This is a genomic window from Nocardia canadensis (assembly GCF_032656385.1).
Lineage (GTDB): Bacteria > Actinomycetota > Actinomycetes > Mycobacteriales > Mycobacteriaceae > Nocardia > Nocardia canadensis.
Genome location: NZ_JAVCWB010000008.1, coordinates 994,108 through 1,016,743, shown reverse-complemented (window position 1 = coordinate 1,016,743; position 22,636 = coordinate 994,108). Strand labels below are relative to the sequence as shown.

Annotated in this window: 25 protein-coding genes; 11 read left to right on the top strand and 14 right to left on the bottom strand. The window is 69.8% G+C overall.

What is annotated here, in order from left to right; genetic code table 11:
* Positions 1 to 56: 56 nt before the first annotated feature.
* From Q7X29_RS18435 to Q7X29_RS18425, 3 genes are all read right to left on the bottom strand, one after another.
* Complete coding sequence (locus tag Q7X29_RS18435) at positions 57 to 1,883, bottom strand: AMP-dependent synthetase/ligase (protein ID WP_218720249.1); 1,827 nt, start codon at positions 1,881 to 1,883, stop codon at positions 57 to 59.
* Positions 1,884 to 2,015: 132 nt separating this feature from the next.
* A complete protein-coding gene (gene ribA / locus Q7X29_RS18430; RefSeq protein WP_218720248.1) occupies positions 2,016 to 2,702 on the bottom strand; it encodes a GTP cyclohydrolase II RibA in 687 nt (228 codons plus the stop codon).
* A 73-nt stretch (positions 2,703 to 2,775) separates the two neighbouring features.
* Positions 2,776 to 4,269 (bottom strand): PfkB family carbohydrate kinase, encoded by a 1,494-nt coding sequence (locus Q7X29_RS18425; RefSeq protein WP_218720246.1) that lies wholly within the window; start codon positions 4,267 to 4,269, stop codon positions 2,776 to 2,778.
* 225 nt (positions 4,270 to 4,494) lie between these two features.
* Between Q7X29_RS18425 and Q7X29_RS18420 the strand changes: the two genes are divergently transcribed.
* Complete coding sequence (locus Q7X29_RS18420) at positions 4,495 to 4,890, top strand: hypothetical protein (RefSeq protein ID WP_218720244.1); 396 nt, start codon at positions 4,495 to 4,497, stop codon at positions 4,888 to 4,890.
* A 4-nt stretch (positions 4,891 to 4,894) separates the two neighbouring features.
* Here Q7X29_RS18420 and Q7X29_RS18415 read toward each other — a convergent pair whose 3' ends face one another.
* From Q7X29_RS18415 to Q7X29_RS18405, 3 genes are read right to left on the bottom strand one after another with little or no spacing between them, the layout of a single operon-like run.
* A complete protein-coding gene (locus tag Q7X29_RS18415; protein ID WP_218720242.1) occupies positions 4,895 to 5,974 on the bottom strand; it encodes a quinone-dependent dihydroorotate dehydrogenase in 1,080 nt (359 codons plus the stop codon).
* An 8-nt stretch (positions 5,975 to 5,982) separates the two neighbouring features.
* Entirely contained in the window at positions 5,983 to 6,237 is a 255-nt protein-coding gene (locus tag Q7X29_RS18410; protein ID WP_218720240.1) for a DUF5703 family protein, read from the bottom strand.
* Positions 6,237 to 7,247, bottom strand: a complete 1,011-nt coding sequence (locus Q7X29_RS18405) for a YncE family protein (RefSeq protein ID WP_218720238.1) — start codon at positions 7,245 to 7,247, stop codon at positions 6,237 to 6,239. The genes Q7X29_RS18410 and Q7X29_RS18405 overlap by 1 nt, the downstream gene beginning before the upstream one ends.
* Before the next feature lie 162 nt (positions 7,248 to 7,409).
* On the opposite strand from Q7X29_RS18405, the gene Q7X29_RS18400 reads away from it, so the two are divergent.
* The 3 genes from Q7X29_RS18400 to Q7X29_RS18390 are packed head-to-tail and all read left to right on the top strand — an operon-like array spanning position 7,410 to position 10,405.
* On the top strand, positions 7,410 to 7,766 hold the full coding sequence (locus Q7X29_RS18400) for a hypothetical protein (protein WP_218720236.1): 357 nt from the start codon (positions 7,410 to 7,412) through the stop codon (positions 7,764 to 7,766).
* A 6-nt stretch (positions 7,767 to 7,772) separates the two neighbouring features.
* Positions 7,773 to 8,306 carry a hypothetical protein gene (locus tag Q7X29_RS18395; RefSeq protein WP_316574832.1) on the top strand — a complete coding sequence of 178 codons (534 nt, stop codon included), beginning with the start codon at positions 7,773 to 7,775 and terminating at the stop codon, positions 8,304 to 8,306.
* A gap of 2 nt (positions 8,307 to 8,308) precedes the next feature.
* Positions 8,309 to 10,405 carry an MMPL family transporter gene (locus Q7X29_RS18390; RefSeq protein WP_316574831.1) on the top strand — a complete coding sequence of 699 codons (2,097 nt, stop codon included), beginning with the start codon at positions 8,309 to 8,311 and terminating at the stop codon, positions 10,403 to 10,405.
* Between the two features lie 209 nt (positions 10,406 to 10,614).
* On the opposite strand, the gene Q7X29_RS18385 is transcribed toward Q7X29_RS18390, so the two are convergent.
* Positions 10,615 to 11,193: a hypothetical protein gene (locus tag Q7X29_RS18385; protein ID WP_316574830.1), complete on the bottom strand. Its 579-nt coding sequence runs from the start codon at positions 11,191 to 11,193 to the stop codon at positions 10,615 to 10,617.
* 182 nt (positions 11,194 to 11,375) lie between these two features.
* Here Q7X29_RS18385 and Q7X29_RS18380 point away from each other — a divergent pair, with 182 nt between their 5' ends.
* Positions 11,376 to 11,996: an alpha/beta hydrolase gene (locus tag Q7X29_RS18380; protein ID WP_316574829.1), complete on the top strand. Its 621-nt coding sequence runs from the start codon at positions 11,376 to 11,378 to the stop codon at positions 11,994 to 11,996.
* A 52-nt stretch (positions 11,997 to 12,048) separates the two neighbouring features.
* Here the strand turns inward: Q7X29_RS18380 and Q7X29_RS18375 are convergent, their stop codons facing one another.
* The 6 genes from Q7X29_RS18375 to Q7X29_RS18350 form a co-directional block, all read right to left on the bottom strand.
* Positions 12,049 to 12,837, bottom strand: a complete 789-nt coding sequence (locus Q7X29_RS18375) for an oxidoreductase (protein WP_316574828.1) — start codon at positions 12,835 to 12,837, stop codon at positions 12,049 to 12,051.
* A gap of 71 nt (positions 12,838 to 12,908) precedes the next feature.
* Complete coding sequence (locus tag Q7X29_RS18370; RefSeq protein WP_218720228.1) at positions 12,909 to 13,484, bottom strand: TetR/AcrR family transcriptional regulator; 576 nt, start codon at positions 13,482 to 13,484, stop codon at positions 12,909 to 12,911.
* 56 nt (positions 13,485 to 13,540) lie between these two features.
* Positions 13,541 to 14,440, bottom strand: coding sequence for a heme ABC transporter ATP-binding protein (locus Q7X29_RS18365; RefSeq protein WP_218720227.1), 900 nt, complete (start codon positions 14,438 to 14,440; stop codon positions 13,541 to 13,543).
* Positions 14,437 to 15,558, bottom strand: coding sequence for a FecCD family ABC transporter permease (locus tag Q7X29_RS18360; RefSeq protein ID WP_218720225.1), 1,122 nt, complete (start codon positions 15,556 to 15,558; stop codon positions 14,437 to 14,439). Before Q7X29_RS18360 ends, Q7X29_RS18365 begins: the two co-directional genes overlap by 4 nt.
* On the bottom strand, positions 15,555 to 16,568 hold the full coding sequence (locus tag Q7X29_RS18355) for a heme/hemin ABC transporter substrate-binding protein (RefSeq protein ID WP_316574827.1): 1,014 nt from the start codon (positions 16,566 to 16,568) through the stop codon (positions 15,555 to 15,557). Before Q7X29_RS18355 ends, Q7X29_RS18360 begins: the two co-directional genes overlap by 4 nt.
* Positions 16,569 to 16,585: 17 nt before the next feature.
* The gene (locus Q7X29_RS18350) at positions 16,586 to 17,563 is read right to left on the bottom strand and encodes an aldo/keto reductase (protein ID WP_218720222.1); all 978 of its coding nucleotides are present in this window, start codon (positions 17,561 to 17,563) and stop codon (positions 16,586 to 16,588) included.
* Between the two features lie 229 nt (positions 17,564 to 17,792).
* Between Q7X29_RS18350 and Q7X29_RS18345 the strand changes: the two genes are divergently transcribed.
* From Q7X29_RS18345 to Q7X29_RS18320, 6 genes are all read left to right on the top strand, one after another.
* Positions 17,793 to 18,734, top strand: a complete 942-nt coding sequence (locus tag Q7X29_RS18345) for an undecaprenyl-diphosphate phosphatase (protein WP_218720221.1) — start codon at positions 17,793 to 17,795, stop codon at positions 18,732 to 18,734.
* Between the two features lie 31 nt (positions 18,735 to 18,765).
* Entirely contained in the window at positions 18,766 to 19,476 is a 711-nt protein-coding gene (locus tag Q7X29_RS18340) for a histidine phosphatase family protein (protein WP_218720219.1), read from the top strand.
* Between the two features lie 50 nt (positions 19,477 to 19,526).
* The gene (locus Q7X29_RS18335) at positions 19,527 to 20,114 is read left to right on the top strand and encodes a DUF3090 domain-containing protein (RefSeq protein ID WP_218720218.1); all 588 of its coding nucleotides are present in this window, start codon (positions 19,527 to 19,529) and stop codon (positions 20,112 to 20,114) included.
* A gap of 4 nt (positions 20,115 to 20,118) precedes the next feature.
* Positions 20,119 to 20,916, top strand: a complete 798-nt coding sequence (locus tag Q7X29_RS18330; RefSeq protein ID WP_218720216.1) for an SCO1664 family protein — start codon at positions 20,119 to 20,121, stop codon at positions 20,914 to 20,916.
* A gap of 59 nt (positions 20,917 to 20,975) precedes the next feature.
* Positions 20,976 to 21,953, top strand: coding sequence for an aldo/keto reductase (locus tag Q7X29_RS18325; protein WP_218720214.1), 978 nt, complete (start codon positions 20,976 to 20,978; stop codon positions 21,951 to 21,953).
* Between the two features lie 93 nt (positions 21,954 to 22,046).
* Positions 22,047 to 22,316 carry a hypothetical protein gene (locus tag Q7X29_RS18320; protein WP_218720212.1) on the top strand — a complete coding sequence of 90 codons (270 nt, stop codon included), beginning with the start codon at positions 22,047 to 22,049 and terminating at the stop codon, positions 22,314 to 22,316.
* Here Q7X29_RS18320 and Q7X29_RS18315 read toward each other — a convergent pair.
* Complete coding sequence (locus tag Q7X29_RS18315; RefSeq protein ID WP_316574826.1) at positions 22,301 to 22,633, bottom strand: hypothetical protein; 333 nt, start codon at positions 22,631 to 22,633, stop codon at positions 22,301 to 22,303. The two genes, Q7X29_RS18320 and Q7X29_RS18315, sit on opposite strands and share 16 nt — an antisense overlap.
* Positions 22,634 to 22,636: the final 3 nt, after the last annotated feature.

The following is a 22,636-nucleotide window of genomic DNA, read 5'->3' as shown; positions in this document are numbered from 1 at the left end:
CACATACGGCGGTGGCCCCGGGAGTCGGAATTCCCGGGGCCACGGCCGTTCTCGTGCTACTTCACATTGACGACGTGTTCGGCCGGCGTCGCGGCGTACAGCTGCTCGATGTGCTCGGCGTACTTGGCCGCGATCGGGGTGCGCTTGAGCGACATCTTCGGGGTCAGTTCGTCACCGCCCGGCTCCCACAGGGTTTCCACGATCACGAAGCGCTTGATCTGCTCCACCCGGGACAGCTTGCGGTTGCCCGCCGACACCGCGGCCTTGACCTCCTCGACGATCTCGCTGCGCCGGGCGAGCTCGGCGTGGGTCGCGTCGGTGGCACCGAACTCCTTGGCACGCAATGCCGCGACATCGGGATCGAGCATGATCAGCGCGGTGATGTAGGGGCGGGCCTCGCCGATCGCGACGGCCTGACCGATCATCGAGGACGCGGCCTTCATCGCGTTCTCGATGTTGGAGGGGGCGATGTTCTTGCCCGCCTCGCTGATGATCAGTTCCTTCTTGCGGTCGACGATGCGCAGGTACCCGTCGGCGTCGAGGGTGCCGATGTCGCCGGTGTGCAGCCAGCCGGCGTCGTCGATCGCCTCGGCGGTCTTGTCGGGCATGTTGCGGTAGCCGGGGGTGACGATCGGTCCGCGGATCAGTACCTCACCGTCGGCGTCGAGCCGCAGCTCGACACCGTCCATGACGCGACCGACCGAGCCGGGACGCGGCTTGTCCAGATCGGTGAAGGTACCGACGCCGGTGGTCTCGGACATGCCCCACACCTCGCTGACCGCGAATCCGAGGCCCAGGAAGTACTCCAGGGTCTCCGCGGGCACCGGGGCGGCACCGGACGCGGCGACCTTCAGCTCACCGAAACCGAGCGCCTCGCGCAGCTTGGACAGCACCAGGGCGTCGGCGGCCTTGTGCTGCACGCCGAGCAGCAGCGAGCCGCCCTCACCGGACAGCTTGGCCTTGGCCTGCGCGACACCGACCCCGATCGCCCAGTTGGCCAGCGCCTTCTTCACCGGGCTCGGCTCGACCGCGAGCTTGTTCTCGATGCCCGCCTTGATCTTCTGCCACACCCGCGGCACACCGAAGAACACGGTGGGACGGGCGTCGGGCAGCGCGGCGGCGATCTCGCGCGGGTCGGGCACGGTGGTGATCTGGATGCCGGTGAGCAGGCTCATCGCGTGCGCGGAGATGCGGTCGGCGACGTGCGCGGCGGGCAGGTACGACACCGCGCGGTCGTCGAAACCGACCGGCAGCGGACCGGACACCAGGCCGACGACCTGCGCGATCACATTGCTCTGGGTGAGCTCGACGCCCTTGGACGGGCCGGTCGTGCCGGAGGTGTAGATCAGGGTGGCCAGATCGCCCGGCTGCACGGCCTGCCACGCGGCGTCGAAGTCGAAGTCGGGCTCCGGATCGGATTCCAGCTGGGCCAGGCCGAGGGTGCCTTCGGCAGTGCCGTCGACCAGCACGGTGTGCTCGACCTCGGCGCCGGATTCCCGGATGACGTCGAGGAAGGCCTGCTCGGTGACCACCACCTTGTTGCCCGCGTTGGCGAACACGTGCGCGATCTGCTCGGGGGAGCTGGTGTTGTACACCGAGAACGGCGTCGCGCCCAGGTGCAGGGCCGCGGTGTCGATCAGATTGAACTCGGGGCGGTTGGTGAGCATGATGCCGACCGCGTCACCGTGGCGCACACCGAGTTTCGCCAGGCCGGCGGCCAGCGCCCGCACCCGTGTCGCGTACTCCGCCCAGGTGATCTGCTGGGTGCCGCCGACCGTGCGCAAGGCGATCTGGTCGGGCCGCAACGCGGCGGTCTGCTGGAAGGCGGCGGGCACGGTGTGCACCGTGACGCCCGAGGCGTGCGCGAAACCGATGTCTGTCATATCCCTGTTCCCGAATAGGCCGTTCCGGATGCCGAGCCAATGCGAGTGAATCCCTCTCATCATCTCGAGCGATGGGCATCACAGTGGCACAGCTCACTCATCGTAACCGGACATACGGGATTGTGGCGGCGGTTACCGCCGACGACGTGGCCACCACCGAGACGGGGACGCGGCGTTCGGTGCCGCCTCGGCGAGCGGATCGGCCGGGATGGTGTGGGCGCGATGTCGGCGCTTGGCCTGCAGGTATTGCCTGCCCCGGGCCGTATGCAAGGTGATGGTCAGGGCCACGGGGTCGACGGCGATGCCCGCGCGGTCCAGGGCACGACACTTGTCGGGGTTGTTGGTCAGCAGCCGGACTCGAGTGAGCCCGAGTTCGCGTACCGCGGTCGCGGCGGCGTCGTAGCGCCGGGTGTCGGGGTCGAGACCCAAGCGCTGATAGCTGTCGAAGGTGTCGGCGCCGGTGCGTTCGCTCTCGCGATATCCGCGGGCCTTCCACAGCAGGCCCGCGCCGCGACCCTCCTGCTCGAGATAGGCGAGGACACCGGCGCCCTCGGCCTGGATCCGGTCCATCGAGGTCGCCAGTTCCGCACCGCAATCGCAGTCGTCGGAGCCCAGGCCTTCGCCGTAGAGGCAGCGCGAATGCACCCGCACGAGGCAGCCGTCGCGTGGTTCGCCGAAGACGAGCAGATAGCCGCCGTCGGTGGGATCGGCGATCTCGATGACCCGGACCGGGAGGTCGCTGCCCCGGCGACTCAGTCGGTGCGCGGTGTCGGCACCGGCACGCCCGGTTCTGGCACTGCCGAACGACAGTATGGTCAACGATCCTCCGTGCGGGGACAGGGCGGCGCGACCGCCGTCGTCGGACTGGGCGTGCGAGATGAACGCCGCGACTTTACCCCTGGTCCGGTCCCGGGGCCGCGTACAGCCGGACGATGCGGTCGATCTCGTCGACACTGGGCATCGATACCGCCACCGCGCCCAGTTTCTGCGTCGGGATCATCGCCGCCGTCGTCCACACGTAATCGGCTGCGACCAGCGGGGTTCGGGCGTTGACGAGCCGGTAGGCGAGGGCGGCGGTGAACGCCGCCGCGGCACCCACCGAGGCTTTGAGCACCTGCGGAAAGTGGTCGACGACGGTCTCGACCGTGTCGGAGGAGACGGCGCAGCGGAAGTTCTCGACCGTGCACACGGTGCCGACGCCGAGGCCGCGCAGCAGCCGGGCGATGTCGTCGGCGGACTCGGCGGGAACGTCGGGCAGCATCGCCGCGAGCTGACCCGCGGTGCCGACCAGATAGTCGACCACGCCCAGGTACTGATAGAGGCTCTGCGGCACCGCCATCGACGGCGTCGGGCACACGATGACCGGCGGCTTGGGATGGATCTGCGCCACCACCGACAGCACCTGCTCGATGATCGCCGTCGGCGGCTCGAAGCTCAGGATCACCACGTCGGAGGCTTCCAGTGCGGACCGCAGTTCGGGCCGGTGTACGTCCTCGTCCTGGAGCTGGACCCGGCTGTCGCGGCAGCCGATCATGCGGGACTCGCCGTTGGGTGTCAGCACCACCGCGGTCACCAGCGACGGCGCGAACGGCACCACCTTGATCAGGTCCAGCCGGACCCGTTCGGCCTCGATGAACTCCAGGATTCGGCGCCCGTACTCGTCGCCGCCGACCGCGGCCACCAGATGCACGTCGATACCGAGGCGGGCGGCGGCGACGGCCCGGTTGAGGCCCTTGCCGCCGGGATGCCCGGTGAAACTGCCGTTGGCCGCGCCGTCGGCGGCGGGGAAGGCATCCACCCGGTAGAGGTGGTCGATGACCGCGTCGCCGAGCACGGTGACGACACCACGCGGCGCCGACACCGCCTCCGCGGGCTGACCGGTGACCGGTCCGGCCATCGGATAGCCGGAGTCGGTGGCCAGCAGGCCGGCCAGCGCGGTGAAGGCGCCGTGCTCGGACACCGTGCGCAGGCGTTTGACGGTCGGCGCCTCGGGAACCGGGTCCACGTCGAGCTGGGTGTGCAGGGCGACCCACTGCTCGGTCAAGGCCTCTCGACGTTCGCCGAGGTTGTCCGCATAGAGGCGTTCGACATCGATACCGACGCCGGGACGGTCACGGAACAGGCCGAGCGAGAGCGCGGCGTCCACGATCAGCCGGTCGGTCGGGGGCAGCCACTGCGCGACCTCACGCACCACCGGCAGGATCGACTCCTCGGGACCGGCCCCGGTTCGCCGCGCGTGTCGACGCACCGACAGCAGCTCGAGCAGGGGCGCGGCGTCGATCTCGGTGTGCCGCAGCCGTTCTGCGCTCAGGCCCGAGTACTTGCCCAGCCTGGTCAGGATGCTGCGAATGGCGGCGACGCGAGCATCCTGAGGGACCATCGGCATGCTGCCTCCCATGACCTGACGGCGGCCCCGCGCCCCGGTGAGGCGGCGGACGCCGTACTGCGATCGCCACAATGCCGGGTTTGCCGCGCCCGGTTTGCGGCAATTACCTCTCTACAATGGCAATTGACCGCAACAAAAGGCAAATGCCACACTGGGATACGGGGAGCGCATGCCCCGCCAGACTCTCGGAGGGTGTGACTCCCCGCCGGGGAAGGCAGGTCCGCGATGACTATTCACAGCACCGACGACACGCTGCGCAGCGACCGCACGCCGGAATTCGCACAACGCATCGGACCCGATACCTGGCGGTTGAGCTGGCTGCCCGAGTTCACCGTCACCCGAGAACAGGCGTGGGCGGGGATGGAACTCGACGAACTCGTCAGCGACCTCGCGGCCGCCCACGATCGCCTCGCGCACGCCGAGATCAGCGCCCGCGCGGACGTGCTCGGCATCATCTGGCAGCAGGCGCTGATCAAGCTCGCCAAACGTGTCGACGAGCGATCCCGAGCGGCCGGCGATTCCGTGCACGACCCACCGGCGCCCGCCCACTTCCCGAGCAGGCTGCGGCCGACGCGGCTGCTGGGAAGCGACGACCGGGCACCCCGGGCGTACTACGGATAGACCCTCAGGCCGAGGGGGCGCGGTGCTCGGCGCCGACCGCGTCGGCCAGCGAACGGAAACCACCCGCCCGCAGGTTGGCGGCGATGCCGCGGTGGATCCGGGTGGTCCAGAACGGGCCGCCGTAGATGAAGCCGGTGTAGCCCTGCAGCAGGGTGGCGCCGGCGAGGATACGGGCCCAGGCCTGCTCGGGGGTTTCGATGCCGCCGACCGAGATCAGGACCAGCCGGTCGCCGACACGGGCGTAGAGGCGGCGCAGGACTTCCAGGGAGCGCTCGGCGACCGGCGCACCGGACAGGCCGCCCGCGCCCATCGCCTCCACCTCGGCGGCAGGTGTGGCCAGACCGTCGCGGCGGATGGTGGTGTTGGTGGCGACGATGCCGGCCAGACCCAGCTCGACGGCCAGGTCGGCGACCGCGTCGATGTCGTCGTCGGACAGGTCGGGGGCGATCTTCACCAACACCGGGACGCTGACGCTGTCCAGCACGGCCTGCAGGATCGGGCGCAGCGACTCGACCGCCTGCAGGTCACGCAGACCGGGCGTGTTCGGGGACGAGACGTTGACGACCACGAAATCGGCGAGCGGGCCGAGCAACCGGGCGCTGGTGGCGTAATCGCCGGCCGCGGCCTCGGGTTCGGTGACCTTCGTCTTGCCGATGTTCGCGCCGATCGGGACCGTGGGGTGCGCGCCGTGCAGGCGGGCGGCGGCGGCCGCGGCACCGTGGTTGTTGAAACCCATCCGGTTGATCAGACCGTGGTCGGCGGGCAGCCGGAACAGGCGCGGGGCCGGGTTACCCGGCTGCGCGTGCGCGGTGACGGTGCCGATCTCGGCGAAACCGAATCCGAGCGAGCCCCAGGTGTTCGCGCCGTCGGCGTTCTTGTCGAAACCGGCGGCCAGTCCCAGCGGGGCGGGGAAGTCGACACCGAAGGCCGTGGTGGCCAGGATCGGATCGTCGACGACAGTCAACTTGCGCGCGAGCCAGCGGGTCGGCGGGAACCAGGTGGCGAACCGCAGGGCGGAGAACACCAGGTGGTGCACCCGCTCCGGCGGGATCAGGAACATCAGGCGTAGTAGCAGGGCGTACATGGGTCGGCTCACATTCCGGGCTCGGGCACAGGCAGGACGGCATTCTTGCGGCGGCGCAACAACACCCGGCGGCTGCCGTCGGTGTAGGCGCGCACGCGCGACAACTCCCAGCCACCGAACTCGGCCTGAATGGCCAACCGCATCGAGGCGGTGACCCGGGTGACCTCCGGTGGCAGACGCAGGGGGACGTATTCGTAGTCGTCGTTGCTGGTTTCCCAGCTCGGCGGTACCGCCGAGCGCGAACCGTGAGATCTGGCGGCCATCACTGCCCTCTCTTCCGCTCATCCGCGCCGATCCGCTGCAGACCGTCGCCCGTGGCCGAGGCCACGAACAGGTCGCCGGTGCGGGGGTCGACGGTCACCGCGTCGGGCTGTCGCAGAGTGGGGAACCGCCCCACCTCGACGCCGATCCCGGTCGACAAGTCGTATCCGACCACCTCGTTGCTCTGCGTGCAGGTCACCCACACCGTGCTGGACCGCGGATCGTAGGCGAGCGCGTAAGGCGATGATGCTACCGGGAAACGCTGCCGCAGGACGAGCGGACCGGCCGAGTAGACCAGCAGTTCGCCGCCCGCGGTGTCGGTGACGATGATCCGTCCCTCCGGGTCGGCGATCGCGTTGGCGGCGCCGTCGCCCGCGCGCAGCATCAGGCCGAGGGCGTCGTCGCGAACGCTGACGACGGCGGTCTGCTTGCGGTCGAGGACGGTGATGTGCTCGCCGGTCAGCGCGATCGCGTCGGCCGAGACGAGGCCGGTGACGGTGCGCGCGACGCTGCCGTCGGGGCGTAGTTCGACGATCGTGCCATCGGCCGTGCCGACCACGAGGTTGCCGTCGGTGCGTGTTTGCACGCTGTGCACGTCACCGTCGACGGCGACCTCGGTGACGGTGCCCGCGCTCGCGTCCACCCGCAGCACGCGGTTCGGCGCGGCGACGAGGACTTCGCCCGGCTTGCCCTGGGCGAGGGCGGCGCCCGCGGCGGGCAGGGTGACGGTCCGCGCGGCGGTGGGCGCGGCCGGGTCGATCAGCGACAGTGTGGTGCCCGCGGTGTCGAGCGCGGCAAGACGGCCGGTCTCGCGTTCGGCCAGCAAGGCTTTCGTGGCGGCGGCGGGGACGACCTGCCCCGCCGGGGCGGTAGCGGTGGCGGGGGAGACGGCCGCGGTGGCGGGTTCTCTGGTCGGTACGTCCGGGGCGCCGTCCTCACCGGCGCATCCGGTCAGCAATACCAGTGCCGCCGCGCCGACCAGCGCTGAGGCGACCGAGCCGCGAGGGCGCATGCACCGAACTCCTAATCTCACGAGGTGACCGCTGATCACCATCTGACCATGATGACTCACCGGTAGCTCCGACCGGGTGGCGCACGTCGGGCCTGTCGGTGACGGGGGTTACTGTTGACGTGTCGACAATCCGTTACCGGCGAACGGCAGGAGATCATCGCGATGACCGACCGGACAACCGCGGGGTTCGGCATCGATGACATCACCGTGGGCCCGTTCGCCCACGGCTTCGGCACCACCGACGACGGCCGCCTGTTCGCCTTCCGCACCCGCCGCGCCACCCTCACGCTGCAGATCTACCGCCCCGACCTGGGTGAAGCCGTGCCCGGCGCCGACGATGTGGTCGCCACCGCGCAGGCACCGGTCACCGATATCGACCTCGGGGACGAGCGCAGTGTCACCGCGTTCGTCCGCGATCTGATCCACGACGCGATCCCGGTCCCGAGGGCCGCGCCGCGGGACACCACGACCGTGCGGAGCATCCTGGGCCGGATCAGTGCCGTCATTGATGGTATGTAGATGGTGATGTCTTCCACATTTTTCGCCAGGGCCGCTGCGGCCACCGCCTGCCTCACGGCCCTCGTCGCTCTCACCGCATGCGGTGGAGGCACCGACGAGGCCTCGGTCGACGCCGCACGGTCTTCGGCCAACGCTTCCCTGTCCGCCTCCATCGCGGTGTCGTCGAGCAAGGCCAATGTGCCGCTGCCGACCGCCGCGGAACTCGACGCGCAGATCAAGCGCGCGCTCGACCCGAACCTGCCCGATGTCGAACGCACCGACCTGATCGAGGACGGCGCCGCGTTCAAGGACGCCATCCCCGATATGTACAAAGCGCTGCGCGACAACCCGCACGCGGTGTACGGCGTCGTCGACCCGGTCTTCGACAATCGTGACGGCACCCTGACCGCCACCATGCGCCTGGACAAGGACGGTTCGGGCACCAACATCCGCACCACTATCGTGCATTTCGTGCTGCTCGACGGGAAGTGGAAGATCTCGCGCACCGATCTGTGCGGCATCCTGCGCTCGGCCGACTACCGCACCGCCGCCTGCGGCTGACGATGCGGGAATCGCGCGCGATGCGGTGGGGCCGATTCGTCCACCGCCACCGCTACCTCGTGCTCGGCGTGTTCGTCCTGACGGTGCTGATCTCGGGCTGGTTCGGCCGCGATATGGCCGGCCGCTACACCCAGGAGGGCTGGTTCGACGAGTCCAGCGAGTCGGTGGCGGCCTCGAAGCTGGCCGACGACATCTTCGGCCGCGACACCGACGGCGACCTGATCGTCATCTACACCGCGCCACCGGGCACCACCGTCGACGATCCCGGGGTGCGTGGCCCCGTCGTCGCCGCGCTGGCGGACCTGCGCGCACGCTACGGCGAGCGCATCCACAAGATCGACAGCTACTGGGACAGTCCCTTCTCGGCGAACGCTTCCGACCCCACCAAGCAGCACGCCTTCGCCAGTATCGGTCTGGCCGGTGGCGGCGGAACGGCGACGGTCAACAACTACCTGGCCCTCAAACCGCATCTGAACGCCGATGTTGCCGGAGCGGGACCGGGCGGCACGACCGTGCAGCTGGCCGGGCTCCAGCCGGTGGTCGAGGGCATCAATATCGGTATGCAGCACGACATCCGACGGGCGGAGATCATCGCGCTGCCGATCGTGGCGATCCTGCTGTACTTCGTGTTCGGCGGCGTCATCGGGGCGTTGCTGCCGGTGATGATCGGCGGGCTCACCGTCCTCGGCACCTCCGGCATCCTGCGGTTCCTCACCGCCCATATCGAGGTCAACGTGTTCGCCAGCGCGGTGATGACGCTGGTCAGCCTCGGCTTGGCGATCGACTACGGGCTCTTCACGGTCACCCGGTTCCGGGAGGAGCTGGCGGCGGGGCGCAGCGTGGAGGAAGCGACCGCGCGCACCGTCGCGACCGCGGGCCGCACCGTGTTGTTCTCCGCCGCGATCATCGCGATCAGTCTCGGCGCGTTGTTCATCTTCCCCAACGGCGTGCTGCGGTCGGTGCCCTACGGCGGCATCTCCGCGGTGATGCTGGCGGCGCTGCTGTCGGTGACCGCACTGCCCGCCGCGTTGAGCATCGCGGGCCGCCGCATCGACTGGCTGGGCTGGAAGCGGTTCTCCCGCAGCAAGACCGAGGCCGAGATCGATGCCGGGTTCTTCTCCCGGCTGGCGCAGTGGGCGATGCGGCGGCCGTGGGCGGTCGTCATCCCGATCGTGCTCGGCCTGCTGGCGTTGAGCATCCCGCTGCGCCATATCGAGTTCGGCGGGATCAGCGAGAAGTACCTGGCCGCGGACAATCCGGCGCGCGTGGCGCAGGAGGACTTCGACCATCTGTTTCCCGGGTTCCGCACCGAACCGCTGAAGCTGGTCGTGGTGAACGCGACGCCGCAGCAGCTCAGCGACATCCGGTACGAGGCCAATCAGGTGCCCGGGCTGACCGGGCGGTTCGAACCCGCGGCGCCGACGAAGGACGGGGTCAACGTGCTCTCGGCCGGGCTGGGCGACAAGCGCGACGCCGACCGGGTGATCGACACCCTGCGGGCCCTGCCCGAACCACCGGGCGTGCGGATCATGGTCGCCGGTATCCCGGCGCTGGAACGCGACAGTATCAACGGCCTCATCGACGGCTTGCCACTGCTGCTGGCGATTCTGATGGCGGCGGCGCTGGCGATGATGGTGATCGCGTTCCGGTCGGTGATCCTGGCCGTGAAGGCCGTCGCGATGAGCGCGCTGAGCCTGGTCTCGACGCTGGGCGTGCTCACCTGGATCTTCGTGGAAGGCCATGGCGCCGGGACCTTCCAGTTCACGCCAGGCCCGCTGATGTTCGCGGTGGTGGCGTTGATCGTCACCGTGATCTTCGGGTTGTCGACCGACTACGAGGTGTTCCTGCTGTCGCGGATCGCGGAGAAACGGGCATCGGGCGCCGACGCCACCGAATCCATCCGCTACGGCGTCGCCCACACCGGCGGCGTGATCACCTCGGCCGCGGCGATCCTCATCGTGGTGACCGGTGCGTTCGGCTTCTCCGATCTGGTCCTGATGAAGTACATCGCCTACGGCATGATCGTGGCCCTCATCATCGACGCGACCATCATCCGCATGGTCCTCACCCCGGCCCTGCTCAAGATCATCTGGCGCTGATCGCAGGCTCGCCGGCATCTTCCTGCCGGCGAGCCCGTGCCGGTTGAATGTCCCCGTGCCGAAACCGTCGCATGCCTACCGATTCCTCGGGCCGGAAAATCTTCGCCGATGCACCGACGGGTTTCGTGCCCACAAATCGCGCGGCTATCGCGACGAGTCCCGCCGCTGCGGGTGCCGTTCCAGACAACATCGCGGCGTGCGGGTCGATGTCACCGCGGCACCACCCAGGCTGTCTGGAACGCCAAGGCAATCAGGCCGGCGTTGATGATGAACCCGAGTACGAGGGTGGGCGCGAAGAACAACACGAGCAACACTGTGGAACCGGCGACTCCGGCCGATGTGAGACCGGTCCACCAGGTGTCCGGGACCAGCCATCCGAGCACCGCCAGCGCGGCCGCGGCCAGTGCTACGAACGTGACCACGGCCAGCACCGGACCCGCCGAGTACACGAGTCGGCTGTCGATTCCCCGACCGATCAACCACGAGTGATCCGTATCGAACGAGTTGTCCGCATCCGTGTCAGCGGACCCGCGCGGGGGTGCCCGAAACAGAAAGACCAGATGCACCCAGCCGTGTGCGAACAGGATCGCCGCGACCAACCACGCACCCATGGGACTGTCGCGGTCCAGCAACCACCAGACCAGGACGACCACCACTAAGAGAACGACCGCCAGCGGCAGGAGCCCTGTCACCGTCTTGATCGCACCCACCTCCCTCTGCATGACCGCAACGACGCGATGATCATGCGAACCGGCCCTGCCGACGCCGCCGCGAGTGTTTCTCTTCACCGTGGATGCCTCCAACTACACTCCCCGCGTCGCTGGCGAAGGCAGGGCCGTTTGTCACAGACCTCGGTGCCGAAAGAGCCTCCCCTCCACGGGCACACCCCAGCACGGTCCGCACCCGGCGTTGCTCGAGATCATCCGGCGCTGACCAGGGTCTCGCCGGCACCGAGGTGTTGGATGGTTCCGTGCCGAAACTGTCGCATGCCTACCGATTCCTCTCCGGTATCGACACCGCTCGTGCTCCGCTCGTTCTGCTACACGGCTCGGACGGCACCGAATCCGACCTGCTGCCGTGGGCCGAGGACATCGCGCCGGGAGCGGCGCGACTTGGTATCCGTGGAACCGTCGTCACGGATGGCGGGTACGCTTTCTTCCGTCGCTTTCCGGATCGCCGGGTGGACGAAACGGACCTGGACGCCCGGGTGCCGGTGCTGGCCGAGTTCATCGAAACGTCGTGCTCCCGACTCCATCTCACCCGCCTGCCGGTCGTGATCGGGTTCTCCAACGGTGCGATCATGGCCGCGGCGTTGCTGATGGCCCGCCCCGAGTTGCTGGCGGGGGCGATTCTGTTCCGGCCACTGTCGCCGTTCGCCGACGACGATCGCTACCGGTCGGATCGCACGCCGGTGCTGATCGTCGACGGCGCGAACGACGACCGCAGGTCAGCTGGCGACGGTCGGCGATTGGCCGGACGGCTGCGTCGTGCGGGTGCGCCGGTGACCCATCGTGTGCTATCCGTCGGTCACGCCGTGACCTCAGCGGACATCGCCATTGCGCACGAGTGGTGGCGCACATGCGAGCTGTGAGGCTGAACCCGGGCGGCGGACGCGTGAGTACGGGCCAGCCGCCGGGTGGGGATCAGGTGGTCTTGATGATGCCGCCGTCGATGACGAAGTCGGCGCCGACGATGTTGGCGGCTCTGCCGGAGGCGAGGAACGTGATCAGGGCGGCGACCTCCTCGGGTTCGGTGATGCGGCGGGAGGCGATGTCGAACTGTGCGGGCAGCGCGTCGAGGAACTGTTCCTGCGATACTCCTTGGGCGGAGGCCAGTTTGGCGCCGATGCGATGCTCGTCGCGCCAGATCCGGGTCCCGACCGGGCCGGGGGAGACCGTGTTGACCCGCACCCCTCGCGGACCGAACTCTTCGCTGAGACGCTTGCCGAACGACGCCAGGGCGGCCTTGGCCTCGCTGTAGCCGACCGGACCGGAGCCGGGGACGTGGGCGTTGATCGAGGACACGTTGACGATGACGCCCCGCCGGTCGAGGAGGCTGGGCAGGGCGGCTCGGGTGGCCCAGATCGCGCTGAAGAGGTTGAGGTCGAGGTAGTGGCGCCATTGGTCGTCGGTGCTGTGGAGGAACCCGTCCAGGTCGAGCCATTCCGGGTCGCCGCCGCCGACGTTGTTGACCAGGATGTCGATGCCGCCGAGTTCCTCGAGCGCGGTGTCGATGACCGTGACCGCACCGTCCCGGGTGCTGAGGTCGGCGGAAACCGTAGCGGCCGAGACCTTCTCGAGTTCGGGGGTGATGGTGCGGGCCGCGCCGACGACGCGGACGCCTGCCTCGGCGAAGGCTTCGGCGACGGCCAAGCCGATGCCACGGGAGGCCCCGGTGACGACCGCGGTCTTGCCGGTGAGTGCGAGATCCATGAAACTACCTTTCTTGAACTACAGGTCAAATATTCGGACAGGCGGAAGCCACTCGATGGCCGAGTGGGAGATCAGAGGACGGTCAGCGCGACATCGACGAGACGGTAGAGCTCGGGGGCGTCGTTGGTCTTGGCCATGATGCGCAAGCCGGCGCTGGTGGTGAACAGGAGGGCGGCGACCGCGCCCGGATCGACGGCGGCGTCGACATCGCCGTCGCGGCGACCTCGGTCGATCCGGGCGGCCAGTGTCGCGACGATGCGGCGCTCGATGCCACGCAGGGTCTCGGTGATCGCCGGGTCCTGGCCACCGAACTCGGCGGCGGTATTGACCGCCAGGCAGCCGCGCCGGACCGGTGTGGTGAAGTCGAGATCCACGGCGGCGCGCAGGTAGGCACGCAGACAGTCGCGGGTGGTGCCGGGGCGCGACATGTAGTCCTCGGCCATGGCGACGCCGTTGTGCCCGTAGCGTTCGAGCGCCTGATCGAACAGCGCGCGCTTGCTGCCGAAGGTGTTGTAGAGACTGCCTTTGCCGATGCCGGTGGCGTCGGCGAGTTGCGCGGGGGAGGTGTTGGCGTAGCCGTAGGACCAGAACTGGTCCATGGCGCGATCGATCACCGTGTCGGCGTCGAAGTTGCGTGGCCTGGCCATGGTGTCACCGTAGAGGTTCTATACCTCTGGGTCAATAACTCGACCCGAATTCGCGATCAGTGCTGACCACGCTCGGGCAGGACGAGTTGGGCGCCGGTGACCGGGTGATCGAAGACGTCGACGGGGTGACGGTAGACCTCGGTGAGGAGTGCGGGGGTCAGGACCGTGCGCGGTGGGCCGTCTGCGGCGACCCGACCGGCATCCAGCACCGTGACCCGGTCGGCGTAAGCGGCGGCGACCCCGAGATCGTGGACGACGACCACCACGGCCGCGCCCTCGGTCGCGCGGGTCGCGGCCAAGCGCAGCACGGCCTCCTGGTGGCCGAGATCGAGAGCGGCGGTGGGTTCGTCGAGCAAGAGGGTGGCGGTGTCCTGGGCGAGAACTCGCGCCAGCGCGACCCTGGCGCGTTCGCCGCCGGACAGCGACGGGAAGATCCGCTCGGCCAGGTGGGTGACGTCGGTGGCGGCCAGCGCGGCGGCGATGAGTTCGTCGTCGTGGTCGGCGGCGGGGGTGTGCAGCCACGGTGCGCGGCCCATCGCGACGACTTCGCGTGCGGTGAACGGGAATCCGACCGCGTGCGACTGCGGCAGCACCGCGCGGCGGCGAGCCATGTCGGCAGGGGTCCAGTGGGACAGCGCGTGCCCTTCGAGCCGCACGGCGCCGGAATCGGGTTCGAGTTCCCCGGCCAGCGCGGCGAGCAGGCTCGACTTGCCTGCCCCGTTCGGGCCGACCAGGGCGACGATCTCGCCCGCCGCCACCTGGAAGTCGATGTTCTCGAGTACGGTCCGGCTACCCCGCCGAACGGTCAGTCCGGCCGCGCGCAGGGTCACCGTGCCGGGTGCGGGCCGGTGCGGCACATCGGGTGTCCGGGCGAACAGGCTGCGCCAGGACCGGGCGCGGCGCGGGGGCGTCACCGGTGTGGCCACCGCCGGATCGTGGGGTCGGATGTCGGTCATCCCCAGCCTCCCGCGCGGGCCCGGGTGCGGCGCAGCAGCCAGAAGAAGAACGGGCCGCCGATGAGCGAGGTCAACATGCCCAGGGGCAGGTCGGCATTGTCGACCAGGGTGCGCGCGAGGACGTCGGCCCCGAGCAGCACCACCGCGCCGACGATCGCGCTCAGCGGCACCAGCACTCGATGGCCCGGCCCGACCAGCATCCGGACCACGTGCGGCACGATGAGCCCGACGAACAGGATGATGCCGCTGAACGCCACACCTGCGGCGGTCAGCACGGCCACCACCACGATGACCTGCCTGCGCAACCGCTCGACATCGACACCGAGGTGCCGGGCGGCGGAGTCGCCGAGGGCGAGCAGATCCAGGCGTGGCGCGATCAGGACGGCGGCGAGCACCCCTGCCGCGGTGAGTACGGCCACGATCGCCACGGCCTGCCAGGTGGCGCCGTTGAGGCTGCCCAGCTGCCAGAACACGATCTGATCGCGCGCGGCGGGAGTGGCCACGAACAGCAGCAGGGCGATCAGACCGCCCGCGAACGCGTTGATCGCGACACCGGTCAGGATCAGCGTCACCACCTCGGTCCGCCCACCCGACCGGGACAGCAGGTACACGAGCACTGTGGTGAGCAGGCCCGCGACGAACGCCGCGGCGGCCACCGACCAGGCCGCGACGAACGCGCCACCGACCACGATGACCGTGCCCGCGCCGACCGCGGCGCCCGCCGACACACCGATCACGCCGGGTTCGGCGAGCGGGTTGGCGAACACGCCCTGCAGCAACGCTCCCGCCGTCGCCAGCGCGGCGCCGACCAGGATCGCGAGGGCCACCCGGGGGAATCGCACCTCCCACAGCGTCACCTCGCCCGCCGGATGGGCGGGCAGGGGGCCGAGATCGAGCCCGATCCGGTGGGCGACGCTGCCCAGCACCTCGGCCGCGGTGGTCGGCACCTGACCCAGCACCGACGACACCAGCGCCAGCGCGACCAGCGCGAGCAGCGCGACGGCGAAGACGACAGCGACCCGGGCGGTCCGGTGCCGAGGGTGCGGTAACGGGTCCGGCGTCGCGTCGTCGATCCGCGGGGCGTCCGCGGACTTCGTCAGGTCGGGGGCATCGCTCATGCCGGCTTGCCGTAGACGGCGTCGGCCAGGGCGGTGATGACGCGGCCGGTGTTGGGGCCGAAGCTGAGCACCACCGCGTCGGCCATGTCCACGACCCGATGATTGCGACCGGCGGGAGTCTGGGCGATGCCGGGCACCTTCACCAGGCCGTCGACCCCGCCGACGGACTTCAGCCCGTCCGACATCACCAGCAGCACATCGGGCGCCGCGGCGATCATCGCCTCGCTGGTGATCGCGGTGAACGGTTCGCCGACCCCGGACGCGGTGCCCGCGTCGACGGCGCCGATGGCGGTGATCAGCGAGTCCGCGCCCGAGCCGGGGCCCGCGATCATGGTGATCGCGCTGCTGCGCAAGTACAGGAAGGCGATGGTGGGCTGCGGGTCCTGCTTCGGCACGCGGGCCGTGGCGGCGGCGATCTCGTCGCGGGTGCGCCGGCCCAGCCGGGTGCCCGCCTCCGGCACACCGAGTGCGCCGGCGACGGCCTCGATCTGCGGGACGACGCCGTCCATGGTGCGCTGCGGGTCGAAGTAGACGACGGTGACGCCCGCCGCCCGCAGTTGTTCACGCACGGCGGGTGCGGCACTGGTGGTATCGGTGAGGAACACCGACGGGCGCAGCGCGAGCACCGCTTCGACGCTCAGGCTGCCGTTGCCGCCGGCCACGTTCGGCACGTTCGCGACGGCGGGGAAAGAGGCAGAGGTGCTGCGGCCGACGAGGTTCGCGCCGAGCCCGAGGGCGTACACGGTCTGGGCCAGGGTGCCGTAGCGGTCGACGGCGATGATCCGCGAGGTGTCGGTGACGGTCACCTCGGTGCCGTCGAAGGACCGTGCGGTCACGGGCAGTTGCGGAGTGGGCGCGGCACCGATCGGGACCGGGTCGAGGTCGGTCAGCTGTGCGGTCACCGGGCCGCCGGTGGTGGCAGTCGATGCGGGGTTGCTTCCCGTGCAGGCGACGGCGCCGGTCAGCACCGTCGCCGCGAGCATCGCCGTCAGCACACCACGCAGTCTCATGCAGGTAAGGCTAGCCATCATTCGGAACGGGCGCTCACATCGTCCAGGGCCGCCGCGATCGCGCGCGGCAACTCGAGGGTCTCGGCGGCCAGCACGCCGGTGAGCTGACCGATGTCACGGGCACCGACAATCATGCTCGCGATGCCGGGCCGGTCCCGGATCCAGGCCAGCGCGACCGCCAGCGGTGAGGTGCCGAGGCCATCAGCCGCGGTGACCAACGCGTCCACCACCCGCGTCGCCCGCTCGTCGTCGAGCCTGCGCCGGATCTCGGCGGCCGTCGCCTCGTCGGCACCCCGCGAATCGGCGGGCACGCCGTCGCGGTACTTGCCGGTGAGAATGCCTCCGGCCAGCGGCGCCGAGGCGATGATGCCGACCCCGTGGTGCCGGGCGGCCGGGATCACATCGGACTCGGTGCCCCGCGCGAGCAGCGAATACGGCGTCTGCGCCACGGTGATCGGCGCGATCGCGGCCAGACTGGCCAGCTGCCAGGCCGCGAATCCGCGCACGCCCGCGTAGCGGGTCCGGCCGGTCCTGACCGCGGTCTCCAAGGTCGCGGCGACCTCGTCGAGCGGGGTGTAGGGATCCCAGGCGGCGATGCTCCAGATATCGAGATGGTCGGTGCCGAGCTCACGCAGCGTGCGGTCGAGCTGGGCGAGCAGCGTCCGTCGCGAGGCGTCGACCACCGGGCCCGTCGCCGCGGGGGCCGGCACCGAATCGCCGACACCGGCGCCGGGCGCGTGCAGCACGACACCCGCGCTGCCGCTGAGCACCAGCTCGTCGCGGGCGACCAGATCGCCGAGCAGATCGGCCAGGATCCGCTGCGCCGCGCCGTTGCCGTAGACGGGGGAGAGATCGACGAGAGTGCCACCGGCCTCGGTGAACGCCGCCAACTGCACCGACGCCTCGTCGGCGTCGGTATGGGTCCCCCAGGTATGGGTCGCCAACCCGATTCGCGACACCCGAAGGCCGCTGCGTCCCACCGTTCGCTGTTCCATCACCGCGCCCGCGTTTTCGTCACGGCGACCAGCCTAATGGGCCGCCCTCGGCCGCCTTCGCCGACGACCCGTGGCGTCGCGCACTCTCAGCAGATCCCAAGGTGGGCGGGCGGCACCGGCGCAGCCGGGCGGGTAGGGTCGCTGCGGGATCGCGGCCCCACCCGGCCGCACGTGAAGCAAAAGCCCAGGAGGACGCGGTCTTTCGGGCACGAGATAGCAGGAGGACGCGGTGGGCGAGTCGATGACCTGGATACAGGCATTGGTACTCGGGCTTGTGCAAGGACTTACCGAGTTCCTGCCGGTCTCCTCTTCGGCGCACCTGCGCATCGTCTCGGGCGTGTTCTTCGGCGACGACGCCGGCGCCTCGTTCACCGCCGTCACCCAGCTCGGTACCGAGGCCGCCGTCCTGGTGTACTTCGCCAAGGACATCTGGCGAATCATCGTCGCCTGGTTCACCACCCTCGGTATGCGGCTGCGCGAACGATCCCAGCGCGAAGTCGCGGTCGCCGACCGGGTCACCACCAAACTGCCGGTGATGGATCGCAGCGCTCGCGACGCCTACGAGCGCGACACCCAGCGCGAACTCGACTACCGCATCGGTTGGTACGTGATCATCGCCACCATCCCGATCGGCGTGCTCGGGTTCCTGTTCAAGGACGAGATCCGCACCGGCGCCCGGAACCTGTGGCTGGTGTCGTTCATGCTGGTCGCGTTCGCGCTGGTGATCGCCGCCGGTGAGCACTTCGGCAGCAAGACCCGTCCGATCGAGCAGCTGACCACCCGCGACGGCCTGATCATGGGCCTGGCGCAGTGTCTGGCGCTGGTTCCCGGCGTCTCGCGCTCCGGCGCCACCTCCACCGCGGGTCTGTTCCTCGGCCTGCAGCGCGAAGCGGCCGTCCGCTTCTCGTTCCTGCTCGCGATTCCCGCGGTCACCGCCTCGGGCCTGTTCAGCCTGCCGGACGCCTTCGAACCCGCCGGTGAAGGCCTCAACGCCAGCGGTCCGCAGCTGCTGGTCGCGACGATCATCGCCTTCGTCGTCGGCTACGCCTCGGTCGCGTGGCTGCTCAAGTTCGTCGGCAAGCATTCGTTCTACTGGTTCGTCGGTTACCGGATCATCCTCGGCCTGGTCGTGATGGGCCTGCTCGCCGCGGGCGTCGTCTCGGCGACCTGAGCCGCCGGGCACTGATGGTTAGGCTGGTCCCATGACGGTGATCCTGCTCCGGCACGGAGTGTCCACGTCGAACACCGCGCGGACCCTGGCCGGCCGCACTCCCGGTGTCGAACTCACCGACCGCGGTACCGAGCAGGCCGCCGCGGTCGCCGACCGGCTGGCGACGCTGCCGATCGAACACATCGCCAGCTCACCGTTGTTGCGTTGTCAGCGCACGGTCGCCCCGCTCGCCGAGAAACTCGGCCTCGAACCCGAGCACGACGAACGGCTCATCGAGGTCGACTACGGCGACTGGACCGGCCGCCCGCTGGCCGAACTGCTCACCGAACCGCTGTGGAAGGTCGTGCAGCGGCACGCCTCCGGTGCGGTGTTCCCCGGTGGGGAGGGCCTGGCTCAGGTCCAGCAGCGTGCGGTCGCCGCGGTCCGCGACACCGAACGCCGCTTGTCCGAGCAGGCGGGCCGTGACGTGCTGTGGGTCGCCTGCGCGCACGGCGACATCATCAAATCGATCCTGGCCGACGCACTCGGCCTGCATCTGGACAGTTTCCAGCGGATCGCGGTGGAACCCGCCTCGATCAGCGTCGTCCGGTACAGCCCGGTCGGGCCGTCGGTGTGGAAGTTCAACGACACCGGCGCCGACCTGTCCGCCCTCGCCGTCACCGCGTCGCCGACTCCCGGTGGAGAGGTGACGAATGCCGCGGGCGCGGATAATGGGAATGCGGGACACCGCGATTCTCCTTAGAGGGAGGGTGTTCGTGAGTGTCGAACAGGGTCACGTAGCAGGAGGTGCATGTGTCACGCGCAATCCATGTATTTCGCACCCCCGATCGTTTCGTCGCCGGTACCGTCGGTGAGCCGGGCGATCGTTCGTTCTACCTGCAGGCTGTGCAGGAACCGCGCGTGGTCAGCGTGCTGCTGGAGAAGCAGCAGGTGAAGGTGCTCGCCGACCGGATGGGACTGCTGCTCGACGAGGTGGCCCGTCGCTTCGGCGCCGAGGTGCCGCCGGAGGGCGAGGACGTCCGCGATGTCGCGCCGCTGGTGACCCCGATCGATACCGAGTTCCGGGTGGGCACCATGGGTCTGGGCTGGGACGCCGACGCGGGCGCCGTGGTGGTGGAACTGCTGGCGATCACCGAGACCGAGGTCGACGAATCGGTGGTGCTCGACGACACCGAGGAAGGCCCCGACGCCGTGCGGGTCTTCCTGACCCCTATCCAGGCCCGTGAATTCGCGTTGCGCTCGGCGCGGGTGATCGCGGCAGGTAGGCCGCCGTGTCCGCTGTGCGGTGAACCGCTGTCCGCGCGTGGTCACATGTGCGTGCGCACCAACGGCTACAAGCGCGGCGAGATCTTCGGCGCGGCCGAGATCGACGAGGAGTGATCCGGTGACCGCACTCACCGAAGGCGAGCTGGACATCGTCGGCCGTGTCGGCGTCGCCAGCAACCTGACGCTGGTGTGCGAGATCGCCGCGCCCGAGCCCGACGGCGCACCGCTGCGCGTGGTGTACAAGCCGGTGCGCGGGGAGCGTCCGCTGTGGGACTTCCCGGACGGCACCCTCGCCGGCCGGGAAGTCGCCTCCTACCTGATCTCCGAACAGCTGGGCTGGGGTGTCATCCCGGAGACGGTGTTGCGCGACGGGCCGTTCGGGCCCGGCATGGTGCAGCGGTGGGTGACCTCGGTCGACCACCACACCGAGACGAAGCCGCGCCTGGATCTGGTCGACCTGTGCCGACCGGGCACGGTGCCCGACGGTTTCTGCGAAGTCCTGCGCGCTCTCGACGGTGAGGGCAACGAGGTGTCACTGATTCACGCCGACGATCCACGCCTACAGCGGATGGCGGTGCTCGACCTGCTGCTCAACAACGCCGACCGCAAGGGCGGGCACGCGCTCGAAGGCGTCGACGGGCAGGTCTATGGCGTCGATCACGGCATCTGCCTGCACGCCGAGCCGAAACTGCGCACGGTGCTGTGGGGCTGGGCCGGGCGCCCAGTGCACGAATCACTGATCACCGACATCACCGCGTTCGCCGCGAATCTGCCCGGCGCCGTGGCCGATTCGCTGGCCGAGCACATCACCGACGCCGAGATCACCGCGCTGACCGAACGCACGAAGGCGCTGCTCGAGGATCCGGTGATGCCGCTGCCCAACTCGTCGCGCCCGATTCCCTGGCCCGCGTTCTGATCCCAGGGTGGCCCTGTCACGGTCTGCCTGCGTCGGCGATTCCCCGCCAGACTGACCGTATGCTCCGCTACCGCCTGCTCGGCCATACCGGCCTGCGCGTCTCCGAGTTCGCTCTGGGCACCATGCGTTTCGACGACCCCGTCGAGGCCGCCAGGATCATCGACACCTATGCCGAGGTGGGCGGCAACTTCCTCGACACCGCCTCCGCCTACGGTGAGAGCGAGGCGATCCTCGGCCGGGTGCTGCGCGCGCGGGACCGCTTCGTGCTCGGCACCAAGTACACCCTCAGCCGTGACGCCACCGACCCCAACGCGGCGGGCAACCACCGCAAGAACCTGGTGCTGTCACTGGAACAGAGCCTGCGCAGGCTGCGCACCGACTACGTCGACGTGTACTGGGTGCACGTGTGGGACCGGCACACGCCGATCGAGGAGACGATGCGCGCCCTCGACGACGTGGTGCGGGCTGGAAAAGCGCTGGCCATCGGCATCTCCGACGCACCCGCCTGGGTCATCGCCCGCGCCAACACGCTCGCGCAGTCCCGCGATCGGACCCCGTTCGCCGCCGTCCAGGTGCCCTACAACCTGCTCGAACGTGGCATCGAACGGGAACTGCTGCCGATGGCCGAAGCCTTCGGGCTCACCGTCACCGCGTGGTCACCGCTGGCCGGGGGCGCTCTCTCGCCAGGGGCGGGCCGGGCCACGACGCCCTCGGAACTGGCCGCGGTCGCGGCAGTGACACACGTGGCCTCGGGACTGGGCGTCGCGGCCGAGCAGGTGGCTTTGGCCTGGACACGGCAGCGCAGTCGCGCGGTGCTGCCGATCCTCGGGGTACGCACCGCCGAGCAACTCGCGGGCAATCTGGCGGCGGCGCGACTGCGCCTGCCCGCCGACGCGGTCCGAGTGCTCGACGACGCGGTGCCGTTCGACCGGGGCTTCCCGGCCGATTTCGTCGCCGAATGCGATGCGAGCCCGATGGTTTACGGCGCCGCGGTGGACCGCGTCGATGTCGACGATTCCGGCCCACGGATCCGCTGACGTCGGGTATCTTGAGGCTGCTTTTCCGGGTCGGGGCCGGTGCTAGTGTGCTCCAAGCACTTTCGTCATTCCACGCAAGATCAGAGGAAATCTATGTCGACCCGATCGATCGTCACCACCTCCGCCGCCGCGCTGCTGCTCACCGGCGCCGTCGCCGCCGTGGCCGCGCCCGCGCAGGCCTTCCCCAGCGGCTGGTGGGCCGAGAAGACCTACGTGTGCAAGGCTACCGACCGCAACACCGGTGCTCCGCTGCCCGACGTCACCGTGCAGGCCGCCGATCAGGTCGGTGCCTCGTTCTACGCGCTGCCGCAGTTCGGCCCGGACGTCGACGGCGCGAACGTGCAGTGCTACCTGCAGGCGTGATCGAACGATGAGTTCGGTGTCGCCGCTCCCGACGCGCGGCGACACCGGGCCGTCGCCCAGCCCCCGGCCCAGCCGGAGTGCGCGCTGAGGAGCCGCTCGATGGCCGCGGACTGCCCCAGCACCGCGTGACCCACCTCGGGCAGCGCACGCACCTCGCCCCACGCGAAGCAAGCCCGCGCCCGCTCGGCACCGCGCGCCGAATCGACGAGCACGTCGCGGACGCCCAGCGCCGGCACGTCCATCGCGCGCAGGTCCACGTCGGCGGAGAACGGTAGCCGGTCGGTGCACGGCGAGAAGCGCCGGAAGGTCGACTCCACCTC

Coding starts and splice junctions, on each gene's coding strand:
- Q7X29_RS18435 (WP_218720249.1), bottom strand. CDS start 1,883: ATGACAGACATCGGTTTCGCGCACGCCTCGGGCGTCACGGTGCACACC.
- Q7X29_RS18425 (WP_218720246.1), bottom strand. CDS start 4,269: ATGCCGATGGTCCCTCAGGATGCTCGCGTCGCCGCCATTCGCAGCATC.
- Q7X29_RS18420 (WP_218720244.1), top strand. CDS start 4,495: ATGACTATTCACAGCACCGACGACACGCTGCGCAGCGACCGCACGCCG.
- Q7X29_RS18415 (WP_218720242.1), bottom strand. CDS start 5,974: ATGTACGCCCTGCTACTACGCCTGATGTTCCTGATCCCGCCGGAGCGG.
- Q7X29_RS18410 (WP_218720240.1), bottom strand. CDS start 6,237: ATGGCCGCCAGATCTCACGGTTCGCGCTCGGCGGTACCGCCGAGCTGG.
- Q7X29_RS18405 (WP_218720238.1), bottom strand. CDS start 7,247: ATGCGCCCTCGCGGCTCGGTCGCCTCAGCGCTGGTCGGCGCGGCGGCA.
- Q7X29_RS18400 (WP_218720236.1), top strand. CDS start 7,410: ATGACCGACCGGACAACCGCGGGGTTCGGCATCGATGACATCACCGTG.
- Q7X29_RS18395 (WP_316574832.1), top strand. CDS start 7,773: ATGTCTTCCACATTTTTCGCCAGGGCCGCTGCGGCCACCGCCTGCCTC.
- Q7X29_RS18390 (WP_316574831.1), top strand. CDS start 8,309: ATGCGGGAATCGCGCGCGATGCGGTGGGGCCGATTCGTCCACCGCCAC.
- Q7X29_RS18375 (WP_316574828.1), bottom strand. CDS start 12,837: ATGGATCTCGCACTCACCGGCAAGACCGCGGTCGTCACCGGGGCCTCC.
- Q7X29_RS18370 (WP_218720228.1), bottom strand. CDS start 13,484: ATGGCCAGGCCACGCAACTTCGACGCCGACACGGTGATCGATCGCGCC.
- Q7X29_RS18365 (WP_218720227.1), bottom strand. CDS start 14,440: ATGACCGACATCCGACCCCACGATCCGGCGGTGGCCACACCGGTGACG.
- Q7X29_RS18360 (WP_218720225.1), bottom strand. CDS start 15,558: ATGAGCGATGCCCCCGACCTGACGAAGTCCGCGGACGCCCCGCGGATC.
- Q7X29_RS18355 (WP_316574827.1), bottom strand. CDS start 16,568: ATGAGACTGCGTGGTGTGCTGACGGCGATGCTCGCGGCGACGGTGCTG.
- Q7X29_RS18350 (WP_218720222.1), bottom strand. CDS start 17,563: ATGGAACAGCGAACGGTGGGACGCAGCGGCCTTCGGGTGTCGCGAATC.
- Q7X29_RS18340 (WP_218720219.1), top strand. CDS start 18,766: ATGACGGTGATCCTGCTCCGGCACGGAGTGTCCACGTCGAACACCGCG.
- Q7X29_RS18325 (WP_218720214.1), top strand. CDS start 20,976: ATGCTCCGCTACCGCCTGCTCGGCCATACCGGCCTGCGCGTCTCCGAG.
- Q7X29_RS18320 (WP_218720212.1), top strand. CDS start 22,047: ATGTCGACCCGATCGATCGTCACCACCTCCGCCGCCGCGCTGCTGCTC.